Annotated in this window: 14 protein-coding genes; 5 read left to right on the plus strand and 9 right to left on the minus strand. The window is 62.8% G+C overall.

Features of this window, described 5'->3' with window-relative positions:
• Positions 1–19: 19 nt before the first annotated feature.
• Both FJW03_RS04425 and pepN read right to left on the minus strand, forming a co-directional pair.
• Positions 20–2,341 (minus strand): PAS domain-containing sensor histidine kinase, encoded by a 2,322-nt coding sequence (locus tag FJW03_RS04425; protein ID WP_140761184.1) that lies wholly within the window; start codon positions 2,339–2,341, stop codon positions 20–22.
• A 207-nt stretch (positions 2,342–2,548) separates the two neighbouring features.
• Positions 2,549–5,194, minus strand: coding sequence for an aminopeptidase N (pepN, locus tag FJW03_RS04430; protein ID WP_140761182.1), 2,646 nt, complete (start codon positions 5,192–5,194; stop codon positions 2,549–2,551).
• Between the two features lie 181 nt (positions 5,195–5,375).
• On the opposite strand from pepN, the gene FJW03_RS04435 reads away from it, so the two are divergent.
• Positions 5,376–6,341, plus strand: a complete 966-nt coding sequence (locus FJW03_RS04435) for a DMT family transporter (protein WP_140761179.1) — start codon at positions 5,376–5,378, stop codon at positions 6,339–6,341.
• On the opposite strand, the gene FJW03_RS04440 is transcribed toward FJW03_RS04435, so the two are convergent.
• The 3 genes from FJW03_RS04440 to FJW03_RS04450 all read right to left on the minus strand — a co-directional run bounded on the left by FJW03_RS04440 (position 6,342) and on the right by FJW03_RS04450 (position 8,888).
• Entirely contained in the window at positions 6,342–7,154 is an 813-nt protein-coding gene (locus FJW03_RS04440; protein ID WP_140761177.1) for a helix-turn-helix domain-containing protein, read from the minus strand. It lies immediately after the preceding gene.
• 118 nt (positions 7,155–7,272) lie between these two features.
• Complete coding sequence (locus FJW03_RS04445; RefSeq protein ID WP_140761174.1) at positions 7,273–8,193, minus strand: uracil-DNA glycosylase; 921 nt, start codon at positions 8,191–8,193, stop codon at positions 7,273–7,275.
• A 50-nt stretch (positions 8,194–8,243) separates the two neighbouring features.
• Complete coding sequence (locus tag FJW03_RS04450) at positions 8,244–8,888, minus strand: hypothetical protein (protein WP_140761172.1); 645 nt, start codon at positions 8,886–8,888, stop codon at positions 8,244–8,246.
• 221 nt (positions 8,889–9,109) lie between these two features.
• Between FJW03_RS04450 and FJW03_RS04455 the strand changes: the two genes are divergently transcribed.
• Positions 9,110–10,789: an electron transfer flavoprotein-ubiquinone oxidoreductase gene (locus tag FJW03_RS04455; protein WP_140761169.1), complete on the plus strand. Its 1,680-nt coding sequence runs from the start codon at positions 9,110–9,112 to the stop codon at positions 10,787–10,789.
• Between the two features lie 107 nt (positions 10,790–10,896).
• Positions 10,897–11,493, plus strand: a complete 597-nt coding sequence (locus FJW03_RS04460) for a DUF922 domain-containing protein (RefSeq protein WP_140611165.1) — start codon at positions 10,897–10,899, stop codon at positions 11,491–11,493.
• Positions 11,494–11,534: 41 nt separating this feature from the next.
• Here FJW03_RS04460 and FJW03_RS04465 read toward each other — a convergent pair whose 3' ends face one another.
• The 4 genes from FJW03_RS04465 to FJW03_RS04480 form a co-directional block, all read right to left on the minus strand.
• Entirely contained in the window at positions 11,535–12,569 is a 1,035-nt protein-coding gene (locus FJW03_RS04465) for an endonuclease/exonuclease/phosphatase family protein (RefSeq protein WP_140761165.1), read from the minus strand.
• A gap of 107 nt (positions 12,570–12,676) precedes the next feature.
• Complete coding sequence (locus FJW03_RS04470; protein ID WP_226890580.1) at positions 12,677–14,137, minus strand: AMP nucleosidase; 1,461 nt, start codon at positions 14,135–14,137, stop codon at positions 12,677–12,679.
• Positions 14,138–14,489: 352 nt separating this feature from the next.
• Complete coding sequence (locus FJW03_RS04475; protein WP_181173157.1) at positions 14,490–14,645, minus strand: hypothetical protein; 156 nt, start codon at positions 14,643–14,645, stop codon at positions 14,490–14,492.
• 219 nt (positions 14,646–14,864) lie between these two features.
• Complete coding sequence (locus tag FJW03_RS04480) at positions 14,865–15,206, minus strand: DUF2147 domain-containing protein (RefSeq protein ID WP_140761159.1); 342 nt, start codon at positions 15,204–15,206, stop codon at positions 14,865–14,867.
• 439 nt (positions 15,207–15,645) lie between these two features.
• Here FJW03_RS04480 and FJW03_RS04485 point away from each other — a divergent pair, with 439 nt between their 5' ends.
• On the plus strand, positions 15,646–15,912 hold the full coding sequence (locus FJW03_RS04485; protein WP_140611157.1) for a sel1 repeat family protein: 267 nt from the start codon (positions 15,646–15,648) through the stop codon (positions 15,910–15,912).
• Between the two features lie 428 nt (positions 15,913–16,340).
• Positions 16,341–17,462 (plus strand): branched-chain amino acid ABC transporter substrate-binding protein, encoded by a 1,122-nt coding sequence (locus tag FJW03_RS04490; RefSeq protein ID WP_140611154.1) that lies wholly within the window; start codon positions 16,341–16,343, stop codon positions 17,460–17,462.
• Positions 17,463–17,520 lie beyond the last annotated feature (58 nt).

Genomic DNA, 17,520 nt, shown 5'->3' on the forward strand with positions numbered 1-17,520 from the left:
ATCATCCGGAGCCTGTCGTTCAGGCCGCTGCCTTGACCGTTGACGGTGCCTTCTTCACTGGGATGCGCACCGAAACGATCGTGCCGACACCTTCGGTCGAACGGATTTTCAGCGCGCCGCCCTGGAGTTCGGCCAGCGAGCGCGAGATGGCGAGGCCGAGCCCCGATCCGGCGTGGTTCTTGGAGAACTGGTTCTGCACCTGTTCGAAGGGTCGTCCAAGCTTGCCGAGCGCCTCCTTCGGGATGCCGCAGCCATTATCCTCGATGGTCAGCACCAGCGCGCCTGATGTGTTGCGGGCCCTGACCGATATGTGACCGCCCTGGCCGGTGAATTTCACCGCATTGGACAAGAGGTTGATGACGATCTGCTTGATCGCGCGGCGATCGGCGAACAAAGTCAACGCGTCGGCGATGCGTGTCTCCACGGTGATTGCCTTTTGCGCGGCTTGCAGCGAGACGACGCGCACCGTCTCGCTGATCAACGGCCCGAGATCGATCTGTTCCTGGTCCAGCGAGAACTGGCCGGCCTCGATCTTCGACATATCGAGGATGTCGTTGATGACGCCGAGCAGATATTTGCCGCTGCTGTTGATGTCGGTGGCGTACTCCTCATAGCGCTCCGAGCCCAGCGGGCCGAATAGGCCCTGTTCCATCAGTTCGGAGAAGCCGATGATGGCGTTGAGAGGCGTGCGCAATTCGTGTGACATGTTGGCCAGGAATTCGGATTTGGCCCGGTTCGCCGCTTCGGCGCGCTCGGTTTCCTTCATGTATTTTCGGTTGAGGTCGACCAGTTCGCGCGACCGTTCCTCTTCGGCCCGACGGGCGAGGCTCAGATCATGGATCGTCGCCATCAGCCGGCGCTCGCTGTCGACCAGCTTCTCCTGATGCAGCTTGATCTGGGTGATGTCGGACCCGACCGAGACGGTGCCGCCATCGCGGGTCCTGAGCTCGTTGACCTGCAGCCAGCGGCCGTCGGACAGCTGCCGCTCGAAAGTCGCGCCGCCTTGCGGGCCATTGGTGTTGGCAAGCCGGCGCTCGGAAGCAAAAGCCAGCATTCGCTCTTCCAGGGATACGCGCGTCACCCCAGGCATCACGTCGCGATCCGAGAGCCCGTTATCCTGCTGGTATTTGGAGTTGCACATGATCAGGCGCTGGGCCGAATCCCACAGCACGAAGGATTCATTGATGTTCTCGATGGCGGTCCTGAGGCGAAGGTCGGCCGCTTCCGAACGCAGCGCCAGGTGACGCTGTTCTGTGACGTCGACGGCGATGCCGATCAGCTGGATCTCCGGAGCTTCGGGGTCCATGACTTGCGCCCGAGCGCGCATCCACACCCATTGGCCATCGGCGTGCCGCATCCGGAACACCTGGTCGATATGGTCGATCTCGCGGGCGACAATCCTGTTGGCAAGCTCGAACAGGTCACCATCCTCGGGGTGGATGATCTCGTCGACCTCGCCGAAGGACAGCATCGTCTCGCAGGGCTCGTAGCCCAGCATGTCGTACATCGAGCGTGACCAGTACATCTTGCCGCGCACCATGTCCCAGTCCCACAGGCCGCAGCGGCCGCGAACCAGCGCCATGTCGATGCGCTGATGCGCTTCGAGATAAATACGGTCGGCTGTCTGCGCGCGCGCAGCCTGTCCGAAATAGGCATAGAGGATGACGATCAGCACGCCTGCCGTCAGCACGAACAGGGTGACGTTCAGCGAGACGGTCTTGCGCCATGTGTCGAAAACCGCTTCCTGCGGCACGAGAGCCGCAGCAGCGCCCTTCCTGTCCTTGGCGAGGCTGACCGCGGCATACCAGTCCTGCCCGCCGATGTTGACTTCCATGACGCCGGCACGGTCGCCGAACATGAACAGAGGCTGCCCGCCCTGGGCCAGGCCGTCGAGTGAATGGCCTTGCCAGGGTATCGAGCGCGGCGTCACCGCGGTGATCTTGAAGGCGCTGTCGGTGATGACAAGCACATGGCTGCGGCCCATGGCGCCCTGACGGCTGGTGGTCTCCAGCAAGTCCTGGATGGCGCCGGGTACGGTATCAGAGGTGGCGGCGAGGGAACTGGCGAGCTGTGCCGCCGCCAGCGTGAGGACCGCCTTGGCGTCACGCTCGACATCGTCTCGCTCGTTCATCAGCGACAGGACACGTAGCGCCGCGATGACGACCAGGAAGATGATGATGAGGGCCGGTATCGAGCGGCGCAGCAACGGCTCGGCGGCCAGAAGCCGCTTGTAGGTCGGTTCGGCGATGAGCCGCGTATTCCCGGCAAGGCCGTCGCTTCGCGTTTCGCGCCGCGCAAAAGCCATCCCTCCGGGCGCGCCCCACGCGTCCGCCTTCGCCATAAATGGCACTCCCCGATTTCAGTATGCCCGCATTTCTATGAGCTGGTGATCCGGCAAACACCGCACTTCCGAATCGCCATTAAAGAATCAAAGGTGATTCGCCTTGTCCAGTGGCCCGGCGAAAAAAGATTAAAATTTGATTGAAATATTGGGCTTCTGGACGTACGGCACCTCCGCCTTCTCCCATGGGAGAAGGCTGGGGAGTGGCTACGCCAGCGTGCGCTCGACGATATCCCTCAGATCGGCTGACAGGTTTTCGGCTCTCGCGATAGCAAGCAGTGCCTCTCTCGCCTTGGCCTGCCGGCCCGGCTCGAGTGAACGCCACGATCTCAGTGCCGTCGCCAGCCTTGCCGCCACTTGCGGGTTGCGCTTTTCGACCTCGAGCACCGTTTGTACGAAGAACCGGTAGCCTTCGCCGTCAGGGCGGTGGAAGCCGGTCTGATTGGCGCCTGAGAATGTACCGATCAACGAGCGGACCCGGTTCGGATTGCTCATCGAGAAGGCCGGATGAGCGGTCAGGACGCGAACCGTGTCCACCGCCTGGGGCCCCGGCACGCTGGCCTGGATCTGGAACCATTTGTCCATGACCAGCGGGTCAGCGGCATACTTCTTTTCGAAGGCCGCCAGCGCTGTATTAGCCTCCGGCGAAGCGTGGTGACGATGCGCAAGGACCGTCAATGCGGCCGCGCGGTCGGTCATGTTGGTCGCGGACTGGAAATGCACGACGGCAAGGGCCGCGCCGCCTGGCAGTAGTGAGAGATAGTCCAAAAGGATGTTGCGCAGGGCGCGCCGTCCAGCACTTGTCGCATCCGGACTAAATGCGGCCTTGTCCGCAAGGCGGTCATACAGCTGGGCGAAGGGTTCCCGGTTGGCCGTGGCGATGGCGAGCGCGAGGGCCTGTCGAGCCGCGTGGATGGCGTCTGGATCAATGTTCTTGCCGATGTCGCGGGCAATGTCGGCATCGGCGGGCAGGGTCAGCGCCAAGGCCCGGTAGGCGGGTTCCAGCGTCTCGTCGCTGGCGATGCTGCCGGCAAGTTCGGTCAGCCGTGGCGCGAAGTCAGGCTGCTTGCCGCCGAGGGTTTCGCGGAAGGCCACGATCAGCGCGTCGGTGAGTAGCGTGTTGAACGCCTGCCAGCGCGAGAAGGCGTCACTATCATGGCGGGCGAGGAAGAACTGGTCATCGGCCTTCTGCTCGACCGCGAGCGTCACCGGCGCCGAAAAGCCGCGGTTGAGCGACACCGCCGGGCGTTCGGCAACGCCTGAGAAGCGCACCAGATGTCGGCGCTTGCGGACATGGATGACGCCGTCCTCAACGCTGGCGCCCTCGACGCCGCTATACGTGACAGGCTCGCCGCCGGCGCCAATCAGGCCGAAGGCGAGAGGGATATGCATCAGCCGCTTGCGGCTTTCCGAAGGTGTTGGCGGCACCGACTGCTCGATCTCGAGCGTGAATTCCTGCGCCGCCGGATTGTGCGTCGAACTGACCGTAAGGTTTGGCGTGCCCGCCTGATGGTACCAGAGCGCGAACTGCGACAGGTCGCGGCCCGACGCCCCTTCGAACACCTTGATGAAATCCTCGATTGTCGCGGCTTCGCCGTCATACCGTTCGAAATAGAGGTCCATGCCGGCGCGAAAGGCCTCGGCACCGAAAATGGTGCGGATCATGCGCACCACTTCGGAGCCCTTTTCGTAGACGGTCGCCGTGTAGAAATTGTTGATCTCGCGGTAGCGGCGCGGCCGCACCGGATGCGCCAGCGGGCCCTGATCCTCGGGAAACTGGTGCGCACGCAGCGTGCGCACTTCGGCGATGCGCTTGACCGCGCGCGAGCGCTGGTCGGCGGAGAACTCATGGTCGCGGAAGACCGTCAGCCCTTCCTTCAGGCAAAGCTGGAACCAGTCGCGGCAAGTGATTCTGTTGCCTGTCCAATTGTGAAAATACTCATGCGCGATGATCGCCTCGATATTGGCGAAATCGGCATCCGTCGCGGTCTCCTGGTCGGCCAGCACATATTTGTCGTTAAAGATGTTGAGGCCCTTGTTCTCCATTGCGCCCATATTGAAATCGGACACGGCGACGATGTTGAAGACGTCGAGGTCGTATTCCCGTCCAAACGCCTCTTCGTCCCATTGCATCGACCGCTTCAGCGCGTCCATCGCATAGCCGGCAAGGTTCTCCTTGCCGGGCTCGACATAGATGCCGAGTTCGACCTTGCGGCCCGACATCGTGACGAAACTGTCGGCGACCTTGCCGAGATTACCGGCCACCAGTGCGAACAGGTAGGACGGCTTGGGGAAGGGGTCGTGCCAGATGGCATAGTGCCGGCCGTCGCCGAGGTCGCCCTTGTCGACCGGGTTGCCGTTGGACAGAAGTAGCGGCGCCTCGTCGCGCAGCGCTTCGATCCGCACGGTGTAGACGGACAGGATATCGGGGCGATCGAGGAAATAGGTGATGCGGCGAAAGCCCTCGGCCTCGCATTGCGTGCAATAGACGTTGTTCGAGCGGTAGAGACCCATCAGGGCTTCATTGCCGGCCGGCGCCACTTCTGTTGCGATCAGCAACCGGAAGCGGCCCGCTGCCGGTGGCTTGAGAATGGTCAACTGGTCGGGGCCGATCAACAGATCCGCCGGCTTCGCTTTCTTGCCGTCGATCTCGATGCGTTTGAGCGTCAGCCCGTCGCCGTCGAGCACCAGCGGCGCCGACGCGGCAACGCCCGCCCGACGCTCGATCGTCAATATTGCGGTGACGATCGTGGCCTGGGGCGAAAGACGGAATTCAAGGTTCGTTTCCGGAATGAGGTAGTCGCTGGGGCGATAGTCTTCCAGTTTGAAGACCTGGCCTGTGTCAGTGCGCATTCCCTGGCTTTTCCTGTCTTTCCGGGGACCAGACATGGTCTGACTGGTCCAAAAAATTCGAAGCCCGCGCTCTTTACACGAAACAGTCCTTCGACAAAACTGTGAGAAGGCCGATTTCCAGGCGCTCCTTCCCAACAACGCGGGGACGGATCTGAGCAATGATCAAGGACGCATCGATAGCGTGACATCAGGAGTGAGGGCGCAAGCAGAGACCACCGGCGGGCACGATACGCTGACGGGCATCGCGCTGAAGATCGTCTCCGTGGCGGTTTTCGTCGGCATGCAAACCTGCATCAAGGCGGCTGGCGACGTGCCCGCGGGCCAGATCGTTTTCTTCCGTTCCTTGTTCGCCATCTTCCCGATCATTGCTTTCCTGGCATTCAAGAGACAGCTGGCCACGGCATTCGTCACCAAACGGCCCTTCAACCATGTCGCGCGCGGCATCGTTGGCGTTGGCGCCATGGGACTTGGCTTCTTCGCGCTGACCAGGCTGCCGCTCCCGGAGGCGATCACCTTGAACTATGCGCAGCCGCTGCTGGTCGTGGTGTTCTCCTCGATCTTCCTCGGCGAGACGATCCGCGTCTATCGCTGGAGCGCCGTTGCCGTTGGTCTTATTGGCGTGCTCATCATTTCGTGGCCGGAACTGACCCTGCTCAACTCGGGCGAGGGGCTCGACGATCAGGAGGTCCTGGGCGTGGTGGCCGTGCTGGTGGCCGCGGCCATCTCGGCTGTCGCCATGCTGCTCGTGCGCAATCTCGTGCAGACCGAGAAGACGGCGACCATTGTGCTATGGTTCTCCTCGACGGCTAGCGTGCTCTCGCTGCTGACGCTGCCTTTCGGCTGGCAATCGCTGACGCAAATGCAAGCCGCGCTCCTCGTCCTGGCCGGGTTTTGCGGCGGCCTCGGTCAGATCCTGATGACGGCGGCTTACCGGCATGCCGAAGCGTCGGTCGTGGCGCCCTTCGAATACACCTCGATGATCCTCGGCGTCGTCGTCGGTTATTTCGTTTTCGGCGATGTGACCTCGCTCAGCACCCTGGTCGGTGGTGTGATCGTGGTGGCCGCCGGTATCTTCATCATCTGGCGTGAGAGGCAATTGGGCCTGGAACGCACGAGGACGCGAAAGGCGGCCTTGCCGCAGGGCTGATCACGACCGTTCGGCCCGTTCCTTCGCCAGCCGCACCAGCACCGCTCGTGTCTGTTCGTCCGCCGGGAAAAAGGATTCGATCGCCAGCTCCGACAAGGTCACGTCGAGCGGTGTGCCGAACACCGTTATGGTGCTGATGAACGACAGCACCTGATCGCCATGGGCAAGCCTGAGCGGATGCGCGATGGCATTCGGCTCGACGGGTGCCGGCCGGCTGCCCTTGAGGCCGGAGGGATAGCCACGCAATTCGCGCTCCAACTCGATCAAAACCGGGTCGCCGGTGGCATCGTTCTGGTGCTTCAGGCGCTGGAGCAGATGCGTGCGCCATTCCTGGAGGTTGACGATGCGCGGCGCGATGCCGCCGGGGTGAAGGCTGAGGCGAAGCACATTGACCGGGGGCGTCAGCAGCGCAGTCTCGCTGACACCGGCGAGGAAGGGCGCGATCGCGGCATTGGCCGAAACCAGGTTCCAGTGCCGGTCCACGGCCAGCGCCGGGAACGGCTCATGACCCTTCAGCACGATCTCGACTGCCGCCATCGCCGGCGCCAGTGTCGTATCGGTCAGCGGCCGTTCGCTGAAGCTCGGCGCGAAGCCCGCCGCCAGCAGCAAGTGGTTGCGTTGCCGAAGTGGTATCGAGAGCTGCTCGGCTAGATGCAGCACCATGTCGCGCGAGGGCGCGGCGCGTCCGCTCTCGACGAAGCTCAGATGCCGCTGCGAAATCTCGGCCTCCGTGGCGAGGTCGAGTTGGCTCATGCGGCGGCGCGTACGCCATTCCCGGATCAGACTGCCGGCGGAGGGCTGGGCTGTTGTCATGGAGGGATGATTAGGTCGACGCCGGGCACATTTCAATTACCTGCAAGGTTATCGCTGGAGCAATTCCAGGAAAAGTGCGTAGCGGTTTTCCGTCCGGAATTGCGTAAAAACAAAGAGTCTACGGGAGCGCCCGCAGCTTCGCCTTCACTTCGAGAAAATCCCGCCACGCCAGTTTCTTATGCGCGGGCGTCCGCAGGAGATAGGCCGGGTGCAGTGTCGGCATGGCCGGAATGGCGATGCCGGAGGCCGTTGTGTGGACGCGCCAATTGCCGCGCAGCCTGAGGATGCCTTCGGAGGTGTTGAGCAAGGTCTTGGCCGACGGGCCGCCGAGATTGACCAACACCTTGGGATTGACCAACTCGATCTGCCGCTCGATGAAGGGCCGGCAGATCTCGGTCTCATGCGGCGTCGGCGTGCGGTTGCCCGGCGGCCGCCAGGGAATGACGTTGGCAATGTAGACGGACGTGCGGTCGAGCCCGATCGCGGCCAGCATGCGGTCGAGCAACTGGCCGGAACGGCCGACGAAGGGTAGCCCCTCGATGTCCTCGTCACGGCCCGGCGCTTCGCCCACCAGCATGACCGCGGCCTCCGGATTGCCGTCGGCGAACACCAGGTTCTTGGCGGTGGCCTTGAGATTGCAGCCGTCGAACGTCGCCATGTGCTGGCGCAGCTCTTCGAGGGTGGAAGCGCGCGCCGCGATTTGCCGGGCGAGGGCGGCCTGCGCCTCGTCGGGCACGGCGGCGGCCACGGTACGCGCCGGCGCATCCGGCACCTTGCTTGCATCCAACCCGGGCGATGCCGTTTGCTGACCCGCAGCTCTGCTTTGGTCGCCGCGGAGGGCCAATGAGGGCCGCTCCTGGGGTCTGTTTTCGTGGGCGGGCGCGACCGGTGCAGGCGCGCGCTCGGATTGCTTCGGACGAGAAGCTTCGGCGAACCGGTTGATGGGTATGTCCTCCAACGCCTCGTCGACGCCCGTGCTGGCATAGAAGGCGAGCAGCTCGGCGATTTCGGCTGGGGTGTTGGGGGCGGTGGCAGTCATGGCGCCACCATCGTCCGCGCGACCACGATTTGCAAGTTGTTCAGACCGCGCTATCCCGTCGGTATGCGTGGGTCCTGCACCAGGTAGAAGGTCCATCGCGGCGTGTAGTCGGTCATCAGGAATTCGAAGCTGGCGGTCTTCAGCGGGTCGACCTTGCCATTCCTGAACAGCAGTCGGTCATAGGGTTCGAAGTCGCGGTCGAAATCGGCGAAGTTGCTCGACCAGATATTGTCGGGCGTCTTGTTGCGCTGGTCGAACGAAAGTCCGTCTCCAAACACGCTTGGCTGATCCAGTATTTCCTGAAGCTCGAACTGGAACTCGATCCAGGCCTGGCCGCTGTTGTTGAGCACGTCGATGCGCATATACATGATACCATTGGCGAACTCACCCGCCTTGCCGAATGGCTGGATCGGCTTTGTCGTGCGGATGGTCAGCGTCACCGGTGTCGCTGAATTCAGCTCTTCAGTGATGACCAGCGGATCGTCCCTCGTTCCGATGCCTGAGGCTCCGGTGATGCGGAAGCCGCCAAGCTCGTCGGAGAAGGAGTAGGCGCCTGTTGCCCAGACCTTCACCTCGTTCGGGGCGGCGTGACCTGGTGCCAACGTTAGAAGAGCAAGAAGAATCGCCCGGCTGGCCCGGCCGGGCGTCGATGGAAAGCGCGTCGAAGAAAAGCCGGCTGGCCCGGGAATGCGCATGGCGGGAAGTATGGCCGATAAGCAAGCCGTCGAACAATTAAAAAACGCTGGGTTGGCGGGCCGCGCTGTGCAGAAACGGCTACGATGCCGCAAGATGCGCGACTTTTTGGCCAAATCCGCATTGTCACGCATGCGCCGGTTTCCTGTCGTCAATTGATGCGCTATGCAGCGCAGGAGCCAGCAAGATGCGCGACCAGCGGCAAGCCAGTGCGGAGGGGTTGATGAGCGATATCGAACGCGAAAGCATGGAATTCGACGTGGTCATCGTCGGTGCAGGACCGGCCGGCCTTGCCGCGGCCATCCGCCTCAAGCAGGTCAATCCCGAGCTTTCCGTCGTCGTGCTGGAAAAGGGCGGCGAGGTCGGCGCCCATATCCTCTCGGGCGCCGTCGTCGATCCGATCGGCATCGACCGGCTGCTGCCTGGCTGGCGCGAAGAGGAAGGCCACCCTTTCAAGACGCCCGTCACCGCGGATCATTTCCTGGTGCTCGGCCCGGCCGGCTCGTTCCGCCTGCCCAATTTCCTGATGCCGCCGCTGATGAACAACCACGGCAATTACATCGTCTCGCTCGGTAATGTCTGCCGCTGGCTGGCGACCAAGGCCGAGGCGCTTGGCGTCGAGATCTATCCGGGCTTTGCCGCCGCCGGGCTGCTCTATAATGGAGAAGGCGCCGTCACCGGCGTCGTCACCGGCGACATGGGCGTCGAGAAGGACGGCACGCATGGCCCGGGCTTCGCGCCGGGCATGGCACTGATGGGCAAATATGTGCTGATCGGCGAAGGCGCGCGCGGCTCGCTCGCCAAGCAGCTGATCGCCAGATACAAGCTTTCCGACGGCCGCGAGCCCGGCAAGTATGGCATCGGTCTGAAGGAACTCTGGCAGGTCAAGCCGGAGAACCACCGGCCGGGCCTGGTGCAGCATTCCTTTGGCTGGCCGCTTGACATGAAGACTGGCGGCGGCTCGTTCCTTTACCATCTGGAGGACAACCAGGTGGCGGTCGGCTTCGTCGTCCACCTCAACTACAAAAACCCATATCTGTCGCCCTTCGAGGAATTTCAGCGCTTCAAGACCCATCCGGCGGTCGCGGGGACGTTCGAAGGCGCAAAGCGGCTCGGCTACGGCGCGCGCGCCATCACGGAAGGCGGTTGGCAATCGGTGCCGAAACTGTCCTTCCCTGGCGGCGTGCTGATGGGCTGCGCGGCGGGCTTCGTCAACGTGCCGCGCATCAAGGGCTCCCACAATGCGGTGCTGTCGGGAATGCTGGCGGCCGAGCATGTCGCCGAGGCGATCGGCGCCGGCCGTGCCAATGACGAGCTTTCCTCCTACGAGGCGGCGTGGCGCGCGACCGACATCGGCAAGGATCTGAAGAAGGTGCGCAACGTCAAGCCGCTCTGGTCGCGCTTCGGCACCATCGTCGGCGTCAGCCTCGGTGGCCTCGACATGTGGCTGAACACGCTGTTCGGTTTCTCGCCCTTCGGTACGCTGAAGCATGGCAAGGCCGACTATGCCACACTCGAACCCGCCGCCCAGCACAAGAAGATCGCCTATCCGAAGCCGGATGGCGTGCTGACATTCGACCGCCTGTCCTCGGTGTTCCTGTCCAACACCAATCACGAGGAAAACGAGCCGGTGCACCTCATCGTCGGCGACATGGCGCTGCAGCAGCGCTCCGAGCACGATGTCTTCGCCGGGCCTTCCACACGCTATTGCCCGGCCGGTGTCTACGAATGGGTCGACAAGGACGGCAACGCAGCCGCCGATCCCTCGGCCAAGGACGTGCGCTTCGTCATCAACGCGCAGAACTGCGTCCACTGCAAGACTTGCGATATCAAGGACCCGAACCAGAACATCAACTGGGTGCCGCCGCAGGGCGGAGAAGGCCCGGTCTACCAGAATATGTGAGTGGCGGCCGATCTGCTGCCGCCATCGCGAGACTGGCGGCTTCGCGCAAGCCCGTTGAAGCGCCTCGCCGAGTGTGGTCTGCTTGGCTACCCACAAAGGAGGCGGACATGCGCCTGACCAGCCTGACAATGCTTGCCGCGGCCTGTGCGCTGTCCTGCGTGTCAGCCGCATCGGCGGCCACTAAGCTCATCGTCCGCGTCCGTACCTATGATGTTGCCGGAGAGACCGGGGCCGAGCTTGTCGAGGCGATGGACCGGCAGGGACCCAAGCACGGCTATATGACACGTGCCATCGCCGAAACCGGCTACACCGTCCACTGGGAACTCGATATCAGCCGCCAGGATGGGATTTGTCATTTGCGGCAGGCCAACGGCACCCTTGATCTGACCTACACTTTCCCGCGGTTCTCGCCGGCAAGCCCAGGCCTGCGCAAGCGTTGGGACCGGTTCATGGCTGGCGTCCGCAAGCACGAGCACACGCACGGCAGCATCGCCAAGGCGATGATGCGCGCGACCGAGACCGCGCTTGCCGGCCTGGAACGCCCGGACAACTGGTTCTGCACGGGCACACACTTTGAGGCGAGACGGCGCATCAACGCCATCTATGCCGAATACGAAGCCAAGCAGAACGCTTTCGACGCGCGCGAGCACCGCAACGGCGGCCATGTCGAGCACCTTGTCGACGCTTTGGTGGGGAAGCCCTGAAGGCCGATCCAGTCGTCATCCTGGAGAGGACGAAGGCGCGCTCAGCCGCGCGGCGTGGGAATCGGATTGTTCGAGGCCAACGCGCTCTCATGTTCGTCATGAGGCTGCTTGTCGTCGGGCCGCAGCGTGAACTGGACCAGGACCGGCAGATGGTCGGAGCCGGTATCCTCCATTCGCGTCGACGACAGGATCGTCAATGCGCCCTTGCTGAACACCTGGTCGATAGGCAGGCCCGCATAGCGGCGCAGGACGTCGGGCAGCGTCCGGTGGATCCAGGTCGGGCCGGCCGAAGGCATAAGTGTCAGCCCGCCGAGAGCCGCGACCCGCCGCACAGCCGCGCTCCACGGCACGGCGTTGCAATCGCCGGCCAGGATCGCGGTCTCGCCGAGCGCGACCAGTGGTTCCGCCAGTTCGCCGATCTGCCAGTATTGCTCCTTCGGCCAGGGCCAGCTCAAATGGATCGCGGCGACGTCGACACCGATCCCGCCGAAATCAATGGTGGCGGTCGCCATCGCGCCCCGCGGCTCGCAACGCGGCGCGGTGCCGGCGACGAATGGCCGGCGCGACAGCAGCGCTACGCCGAACATGCCGTTGGGATAGTCGCAAAGAATGCGGTAGGGGTAGGCGCTGGCGATATAGCTGAACTCGGTCGCCCACATCGCCGAGACTTCGTCGAGGGTGATCACGTCCGGATTGGTGCGGCCGATCAGGGAAAGCACTTTCTTCGGTGTCGGGTTGTTGAAGCGCAGATTCATCTGCAACAGGCTGTAAGTCATTTTATCCGCCGGTTTGGCGACGGCCTGCTGCGGCCAGAATCTGGGCAGCGCACTTGCCGTCGTCGCGAGGCTGGCGACGGCAAAGAGTAGGGCCGCCGCGGCCTGCAGCCGAAACGAACTGGCCAGCAGCGGCAGGGCAAGCAACGCGACAAGCACGCCGAGGTGCATGCGGAAATGCGAGAAGGAATCGAAAGCGGGGTGCAGCGAGCCGAAGAAACCGGCCAACAGGGCCGCCGACAAGGCCATCATCGCCAGGAATGCCAACCCAGCAGTCATGTTCGAGCGCGCGCCTGTTGTCATTGGGGTCATATCTGCCGAATGCCGCCTGACGATCGTTCGATCTGCTTATGGGCCAAATCGCGGCCCGGGCAAGACGACGAATTGCCTCGCCGCGGCTTCACGATCGCCTACTGGAATGCCGTCTCGGAAAAGCTCCGGAGCTTGCGTGAATGCAATCGCTCCATCGGCATCTCGGCCAGCTTCTCCATTGCCCTGATGCCGATTGTCAGGTGTTGCGCCACTTGGCGCTTATAGAACTCGGTCGCCATGCCGGGCAGCTTCAGCTCGCCGTGCAGCGGCTTGTCGGAAACGCACAGCAGCGTGCCGTAGGGGACGCGGAAGCGGAAACCATTGGCGGCGATCGTCGCCGATTCCATGTCGAGCGCGATGGCGCGCGACTGCGACAGGCGCTGCACCGGTCCGCGCTGGTCGCGCAGTTCCCAGTTGCGATTGTCGATGGTGGCGACCGTGCCGGTGCGCATGATGCGCTTCAAATCGTAGCCGGACAGGCCGGTGACCTCGGCAACCGCTTCCTGGAGCGCGACCTGGATTTCGGCCAGTGGCGGGATCGGCACCCACACCGGAAGATCGTCGTCGAGCACATGGTCCTCGCGCACATAGGCGTGCGCCAGCACATAGTCGCCCAGCGCCTGGGTGTTGCGCAGCCCGGCACAGTGGCCAAGCATCACCCAGGCATGCGGCCTCAGCACCGCGATGTGGTCGGTGATCGTCTTGGCGTTGGAAGGCCCAACCCCGATATTGACCATGGTGATGCCGCCATGGTTCGGCTTCTTCAGGTGGTAGGCAGGCATCTGCGGCAGGCGGGCGGGTGGGGTGCCCTCGCTTGCCGCGCCGGCGTCGGCCCGGGTCACGACATTGCCCGGCTCGACGAATTCCACATAGCCGCCGCCGCCATTCTCCATCAGGTCGCGCGCGCGGGCGACGAACTCGTCGATGTAGAACTGATAATTGGTGAACAGCACGAAATTCTGGAAATGCTGCGGGCTGGTGGCCGTATAGTGCGTCATGCGGTGCAACGAATAATCGATGCGCTGCGCGGTGAATGGCGCCAGTGGCCGAGGCTCGCCGAAGGCGACCTCGAACGTGCCGTTGGCGATCTGATCGTCGGTGCCGTCGAGGTCCGGCACGTCGAACAGGTCGCGGATCGGCCGCTTGATGCGTTCGGCCGCCGCGCCGTCGACATAGGCGCCCTCCAGGAAGGCGAAATGCAGGGGGATCGGCGTGGTCGATTCCGAGACCGTCACCGCCACACCGTGATTGCGCATGATCAGGCGAAGCTGCTCGACGAGGTAATTCTCGAACAGCCGCGGCTGGGTAATCGTGGTGGCGAAATGACCGGGCGTCGGCATATGGCCGTAGGCCTGGCGCGAGTCCACCTGGGTGAACGAACTCGTGGTGACGCCGATCTCGGGATAGAAGGCGCGGTAGCGCTTGCTGCTGTCGCCGCCGGCGGCGAGCGCGGCGAAGGAATCGCGCAGGAATTTGGTGTTGCGGTCGTAGAGCATCTGCAGTGCTGCGACCGCTTTTTCGGCGCTGTGAAAGCTTTGCCGGCCAAAAGGCTCCGGCATGACGACAGATTCGATGGCTTGGGGGTAGATTCGCTTTTCCATGGCTCAATATAGAGACTTGGACGAGCGGTTGGGAGGGGGCTTGCCACCGAAGCCGCTCAAAGCAGCATTTTTCTTCATCCCCGCTGCAGGCTGACCAGCAGAACCAACCCCATGCCGGACTTCTTCAGCGCCGGCGCCTCGATCGTCGACCCGGTATCGGCGCGCATCATCGGCACGGCCAGGACCGGGGCGGCCAGAAGTATCAGGATGAGCGCCGCTCACGGCAGAAGCCGAAGGGTCTTGAGGGCGTTGGCGGCGGTACGGTCCGTGATGTCCGAGCTTTTCTTTTCGAGGTCCGGATACTCTGGTTTCAATGGCGAAGGTTGGTCGGGCAGGCGAGGCGGCAGAGTCTGGTGGCTTTGTCCCAGGAACGCACCGGACGGCCCACTTCGGCGACGAGGATGGCGAAGAACATTCCAAACAGGCTCATCAGCAGGCAGACGATGGTGAAGCGGCGGGCGAGCATGGGGTGGTGTCTCCTTCAATGCGCGGGAGAATGCCCTGATGCCTCTGAACCGGCTCTGATGCCGGCGTTCATCTGCGGTTCAAATTGATTGAAGGGATCTCGTCTGGCCGCCGCCTTCGGACGGCGGCAGACCGCACATAAAGCGCCAGCTCCAGCGCATCGATCAAACGAAAGCGGGGCCTGCCAGGCCCCGCTTTGAGGTCAGAAGGGAATGGTCGATCAGAGCTTGTGCCAGGTCTGGCTCTTGCAGATCAGTCCGCCGAGCACGCAACCGCTCATCTTGAGCGAGGTGCCCGACAATGTCGCCTTGCCCGAATAGGTCTTGTCGTTTGCCGGATCGGTGATGCTGCCGGCATATTTGTTGTCGCCGGCCGCATTGAGCGAGCCGATGGTCTTGCCGGCATATTTGCCGGACTTGAGCGTGATGGAGAATGAGCCGCCGCCTGAAATGGCCGCGGTGTCGCCGGCTTGCGTCTTCCAGTTACCCTCGATCGGATCGGCCCACGCCGTCCCCGCCATGATCAATGTGGCTGCAAGGACCACGCTTATTTTTCGAGACATGTTCTTCTCCCTATGGATAGCCGGCCGCATGCTCCGCCTCGCCGGTCTGCCGCTTACGCAAACGTAAGCTAATCCAGCTCCCGCCAAAACAAAAGCGGTGCCGCAACGGAAGACTTTGGGATTCTGAAAACGCCTGAATTCGGCTCGTCGGAGAGGAAATGAAAAACGGTCGGCGCTTCGTGTTTGTTTCCCGTGGTTAGCGGAGTGTTGATTCCGCTCCCGCAAATTTTCGTCAAATTTGGCGCAAACCGGCTGAACTGCTGGCTTCGTATCCTTAACGAATTTTCGCGTTTACCTATTGTTTTAGCTTTGTTTTCCTCAAATTAAGCACGCCATTTAACGACGGATTCAAGCCTGCGCGGCATTCTCGAAAGCATCGAAAGAGCAGCCCGGACAAGACAAACGGAGGCAGCTCTCGGGAGCCAGACAGGGGACTAAAATGGCACGTTTTGAAATGCTGGAAACAGGCTTCGGCGCCATGGGGGCAACTGCCCAGGCCGACATTCTTTTCGAACTGGGCATGATGTATGCGACTGGCCGCGATTGCGAGACCGATGTCGTTGCCGCCCACAAATGGTTCAACATCGCCGCCATCAAGGGTTCGGCCCGCGCCGCGGAACTGCGCTCGGAACTGTCTGCGGCCATGTCGAAGGTCGAGATCGCCAGGGCGCTGCGCGAAGCCCGCGAATGGATGACCATGCACTGAGTTTCCGCCAGACGGGGAGATATTGGCCAAGGCCGCGCAAGATGGCCGGGCCGCAACAGGGAAAGGCTGCGCAGACAGTCGAACGACAAGAACAAGAATGCGGCAGGCGCGACAGGCCCAGCCGCGCGACGGACCATGATCGCCAAAAGCGGACTCCGGCTTTCGGACAAGATCAGGGCCGATAGAAGACAGGGATGGCCAAGGTGGGGTTCACGGCGCGGGGGCGTTGGGGAAGCAGCCGACAGGCAAAAAAGCCACGACCAGCCGGAACAAGGCTGGCGTGGCTTTTTTGCGTGGACGAGGCCATGCAGGCCCAATCGAGTGACGTCAATGCGCCTAGACAGGTTCGATGAAGGATGAAATTGTCCGGCCTCTCTGGAAGAAGCGTGGCCGGGGCGGCCGCGCGCGAGTGGAGGAGTTCTATTGTCATGAAAAGAATGAGTATTTTGGGCGCGGCCATTTTCGGGCTGATGATGAGTGCGCCGGTTGCGCTCGCCGACGACATCACTTTCGCCGTGGTCGGTCCGATGACCGGACAGCTCGCCACCATCGGCGATCAGTTCAAGCAGGGCGCGCAGGCCGCCGCCGACGCCATCAATGCCGCGGGCGGCGTCAACGGTTCGATGATCAAGCTCGACATCGAGGACGACCAGTGTGATCCGAAACAGGCCGTGTCGGTCGCCAACCGCATCGTCGCCAACGGCGTCAAGTTCATCGACGGCCACGCCTGCTCGGGTTCGAGCATTCCGGCGTCCGCCGTCTATGCCGAAGCGGGCGCGCTGATGATGAGCCCGGCGTCCTCGAACCCCGTGCTTACGGACGACGCCGCTAAAAAGGGTTGGTCGACAATCATGCGCCTGTACACACGCGACGACGCGCAGGGCGCCTTCATCGGTCCGTGGATCGCCAAGAAATATGCCGGCAAGAACGTCGTCATTCTGCACGACAAGAGTGCTTACGGCCAGGGCGTGGCGGATGCCGTCAAGTCAACCATGAATGCCGGCGGCCTCAAGGAAGTGTACTACGACGCCATCAACCCCGGCGAGAAGGACTATTCGGCCCTCGTCACCAAGCTGAAGGACCTCAAGGCCGATGTCGTCTATTTCGGCGGCTATCACCCTGAAGCCGGCCTGATCCTGCGTCAGTCGGCTGAGCAGAACCTGAAGTTCCAGCTGATCATGCCCGACTCCATCGCTTCGCCGGAGTTCTGGCAGGTTGCCGGCCCGGCCGGCGAAGGGACCATGTTCGTGTTCCCGTCGGATCCGCAGGCAAAGCCGGAAGCCAAGGCCGCCATCGAGAAGATCAAGGCAGGCGGCTTTGTGCCGGAAGGCTTCACGCTGTTCTCCTACGCCGTGATCCAGGCTTTCGCCGAAGGCATCAAGCGCGCCGGCAGCGACGATCCGGGCAAGGTTGCCGAAGCGTTGAAGAATGGTCAGCCGATCAGCACCGTTGTCGGTGAAGTCACCTTCGACGAGAAGGGCGACCTTAAGAATGCCAGCTACGACATCAATCAGTGGCATAACGGCAAGTACGCGCCGATCGCGCAGTAATCTCGAGTAATGAATCCAACGAAATGGCCGGGTCATCCCGGCCATTTCTTTTGTGCCG

Source organism: Mesorhizobium sp. B4-1-4, from assembly GCF_006439395.2.
Classification (GTDB): domain Bacteria; phylum Pseudomonadota; class Alphaproteobacteria; order Rhizobiales; family Rhizobiaceae; genus Mesorhizobium.

Excerpts from the sequence above, each read along its gene's own strand:
- FJW03_RS04425 (WP_140761184.1), bottom strand. The coding sequence starts at position 2,341 with ATGGCGAAGGCGGACGCGTGGGGCGCGCCCGGAGGGATGGCTTTTGCG.
- pepN (WP_140761182.1), bottom strand. The coding sequence starts at position 5,194 with ATGCGCACTGACACAGGCCAGGTCTTCAAACTGGAAGACTATCGCCCC.
- FJW03_RS04440 (WP_140761177.1), bottom strand. The coding sequence starts at position 7,154 with ATGACAACAGCCCAGCCCTCCGCCGGCAGTCTGATCCGGGAATGGCGT.
- FJW03_RS04445 (WP_140761174.1), bottom strand. The coding sequence starts at position 8,193 with ATGACTGCCACCGCCCCCAACACCCCAGCCGAAATCGCCGAGCTGCTC.
- FJW03_RS04450 (WP_140761172.1), bottom strand. The coding sequence starts at position 8,888 with ATGCGCATTCCCGGGCCAGCCGGCTTTTCTTCGACGCGCTTTCCATCG.
- FJW03_RS04455 (WP_140761169.1), top strand. The coding sequence starts at position 9,110 with ATGAGCGATATCGAACGCGAAAGCATGGAATTCGACGTGGTCATCGTC.
- FJW03_RS04460 (WP_140611165.1), top strand. The coding sequence starts at position 10,897 with ATGCGCCTGACCAGCCTGACAATGCTTGCCGCGGCCTGTGCGCTGTCC.
- FJW03_RS04465 (WP_140761165.1), bottom strand. The coding sequence starts at position 12,569 with ATGACAACAGGCGCGCGCTCGAACATGACTGCTGGGTTGGCATTCCTG.
- FJW03_RS04470 (WP_226890580.1), bottom strand. The coding sequence starts at position 14,137 with ATGCCGGAGCCTTTTGGCCGGCAAAGCTTTCACAGCGCCGAAAAAGCG.
- FJW03_RS04475 (WP_181173157.1), bottom strand. The coding sequence starts at position 14,645 with ATGCTCGCCCGCCGCTTCACCATCGTCTGCCTGCTGATGAGCCTGTTT.
- FJW03_RS04480 (WP_140761159.1), bottom strand. The coding sequence starts at position 15,206 with ATGTCTCGAAAAATAAGCGTGGTCCTTGCAGCCACATTGATCATGGCG.
- FJW03_RS04485 (WP_140611157.1), top strand. The coding sequence starts at position 15,646 with ATGGCACGTTTTGAAATGCTGGAAACAGGCTTCGGCGCCATGGGGGCA.
- FJW03_RS04490 (WP_140611154.1), top strand. The coding sequence starts at position 16,341 with ATGAAAAGAATGAGTATTTTGGGCGCGGCCATTTTCGGGCTGATGATG.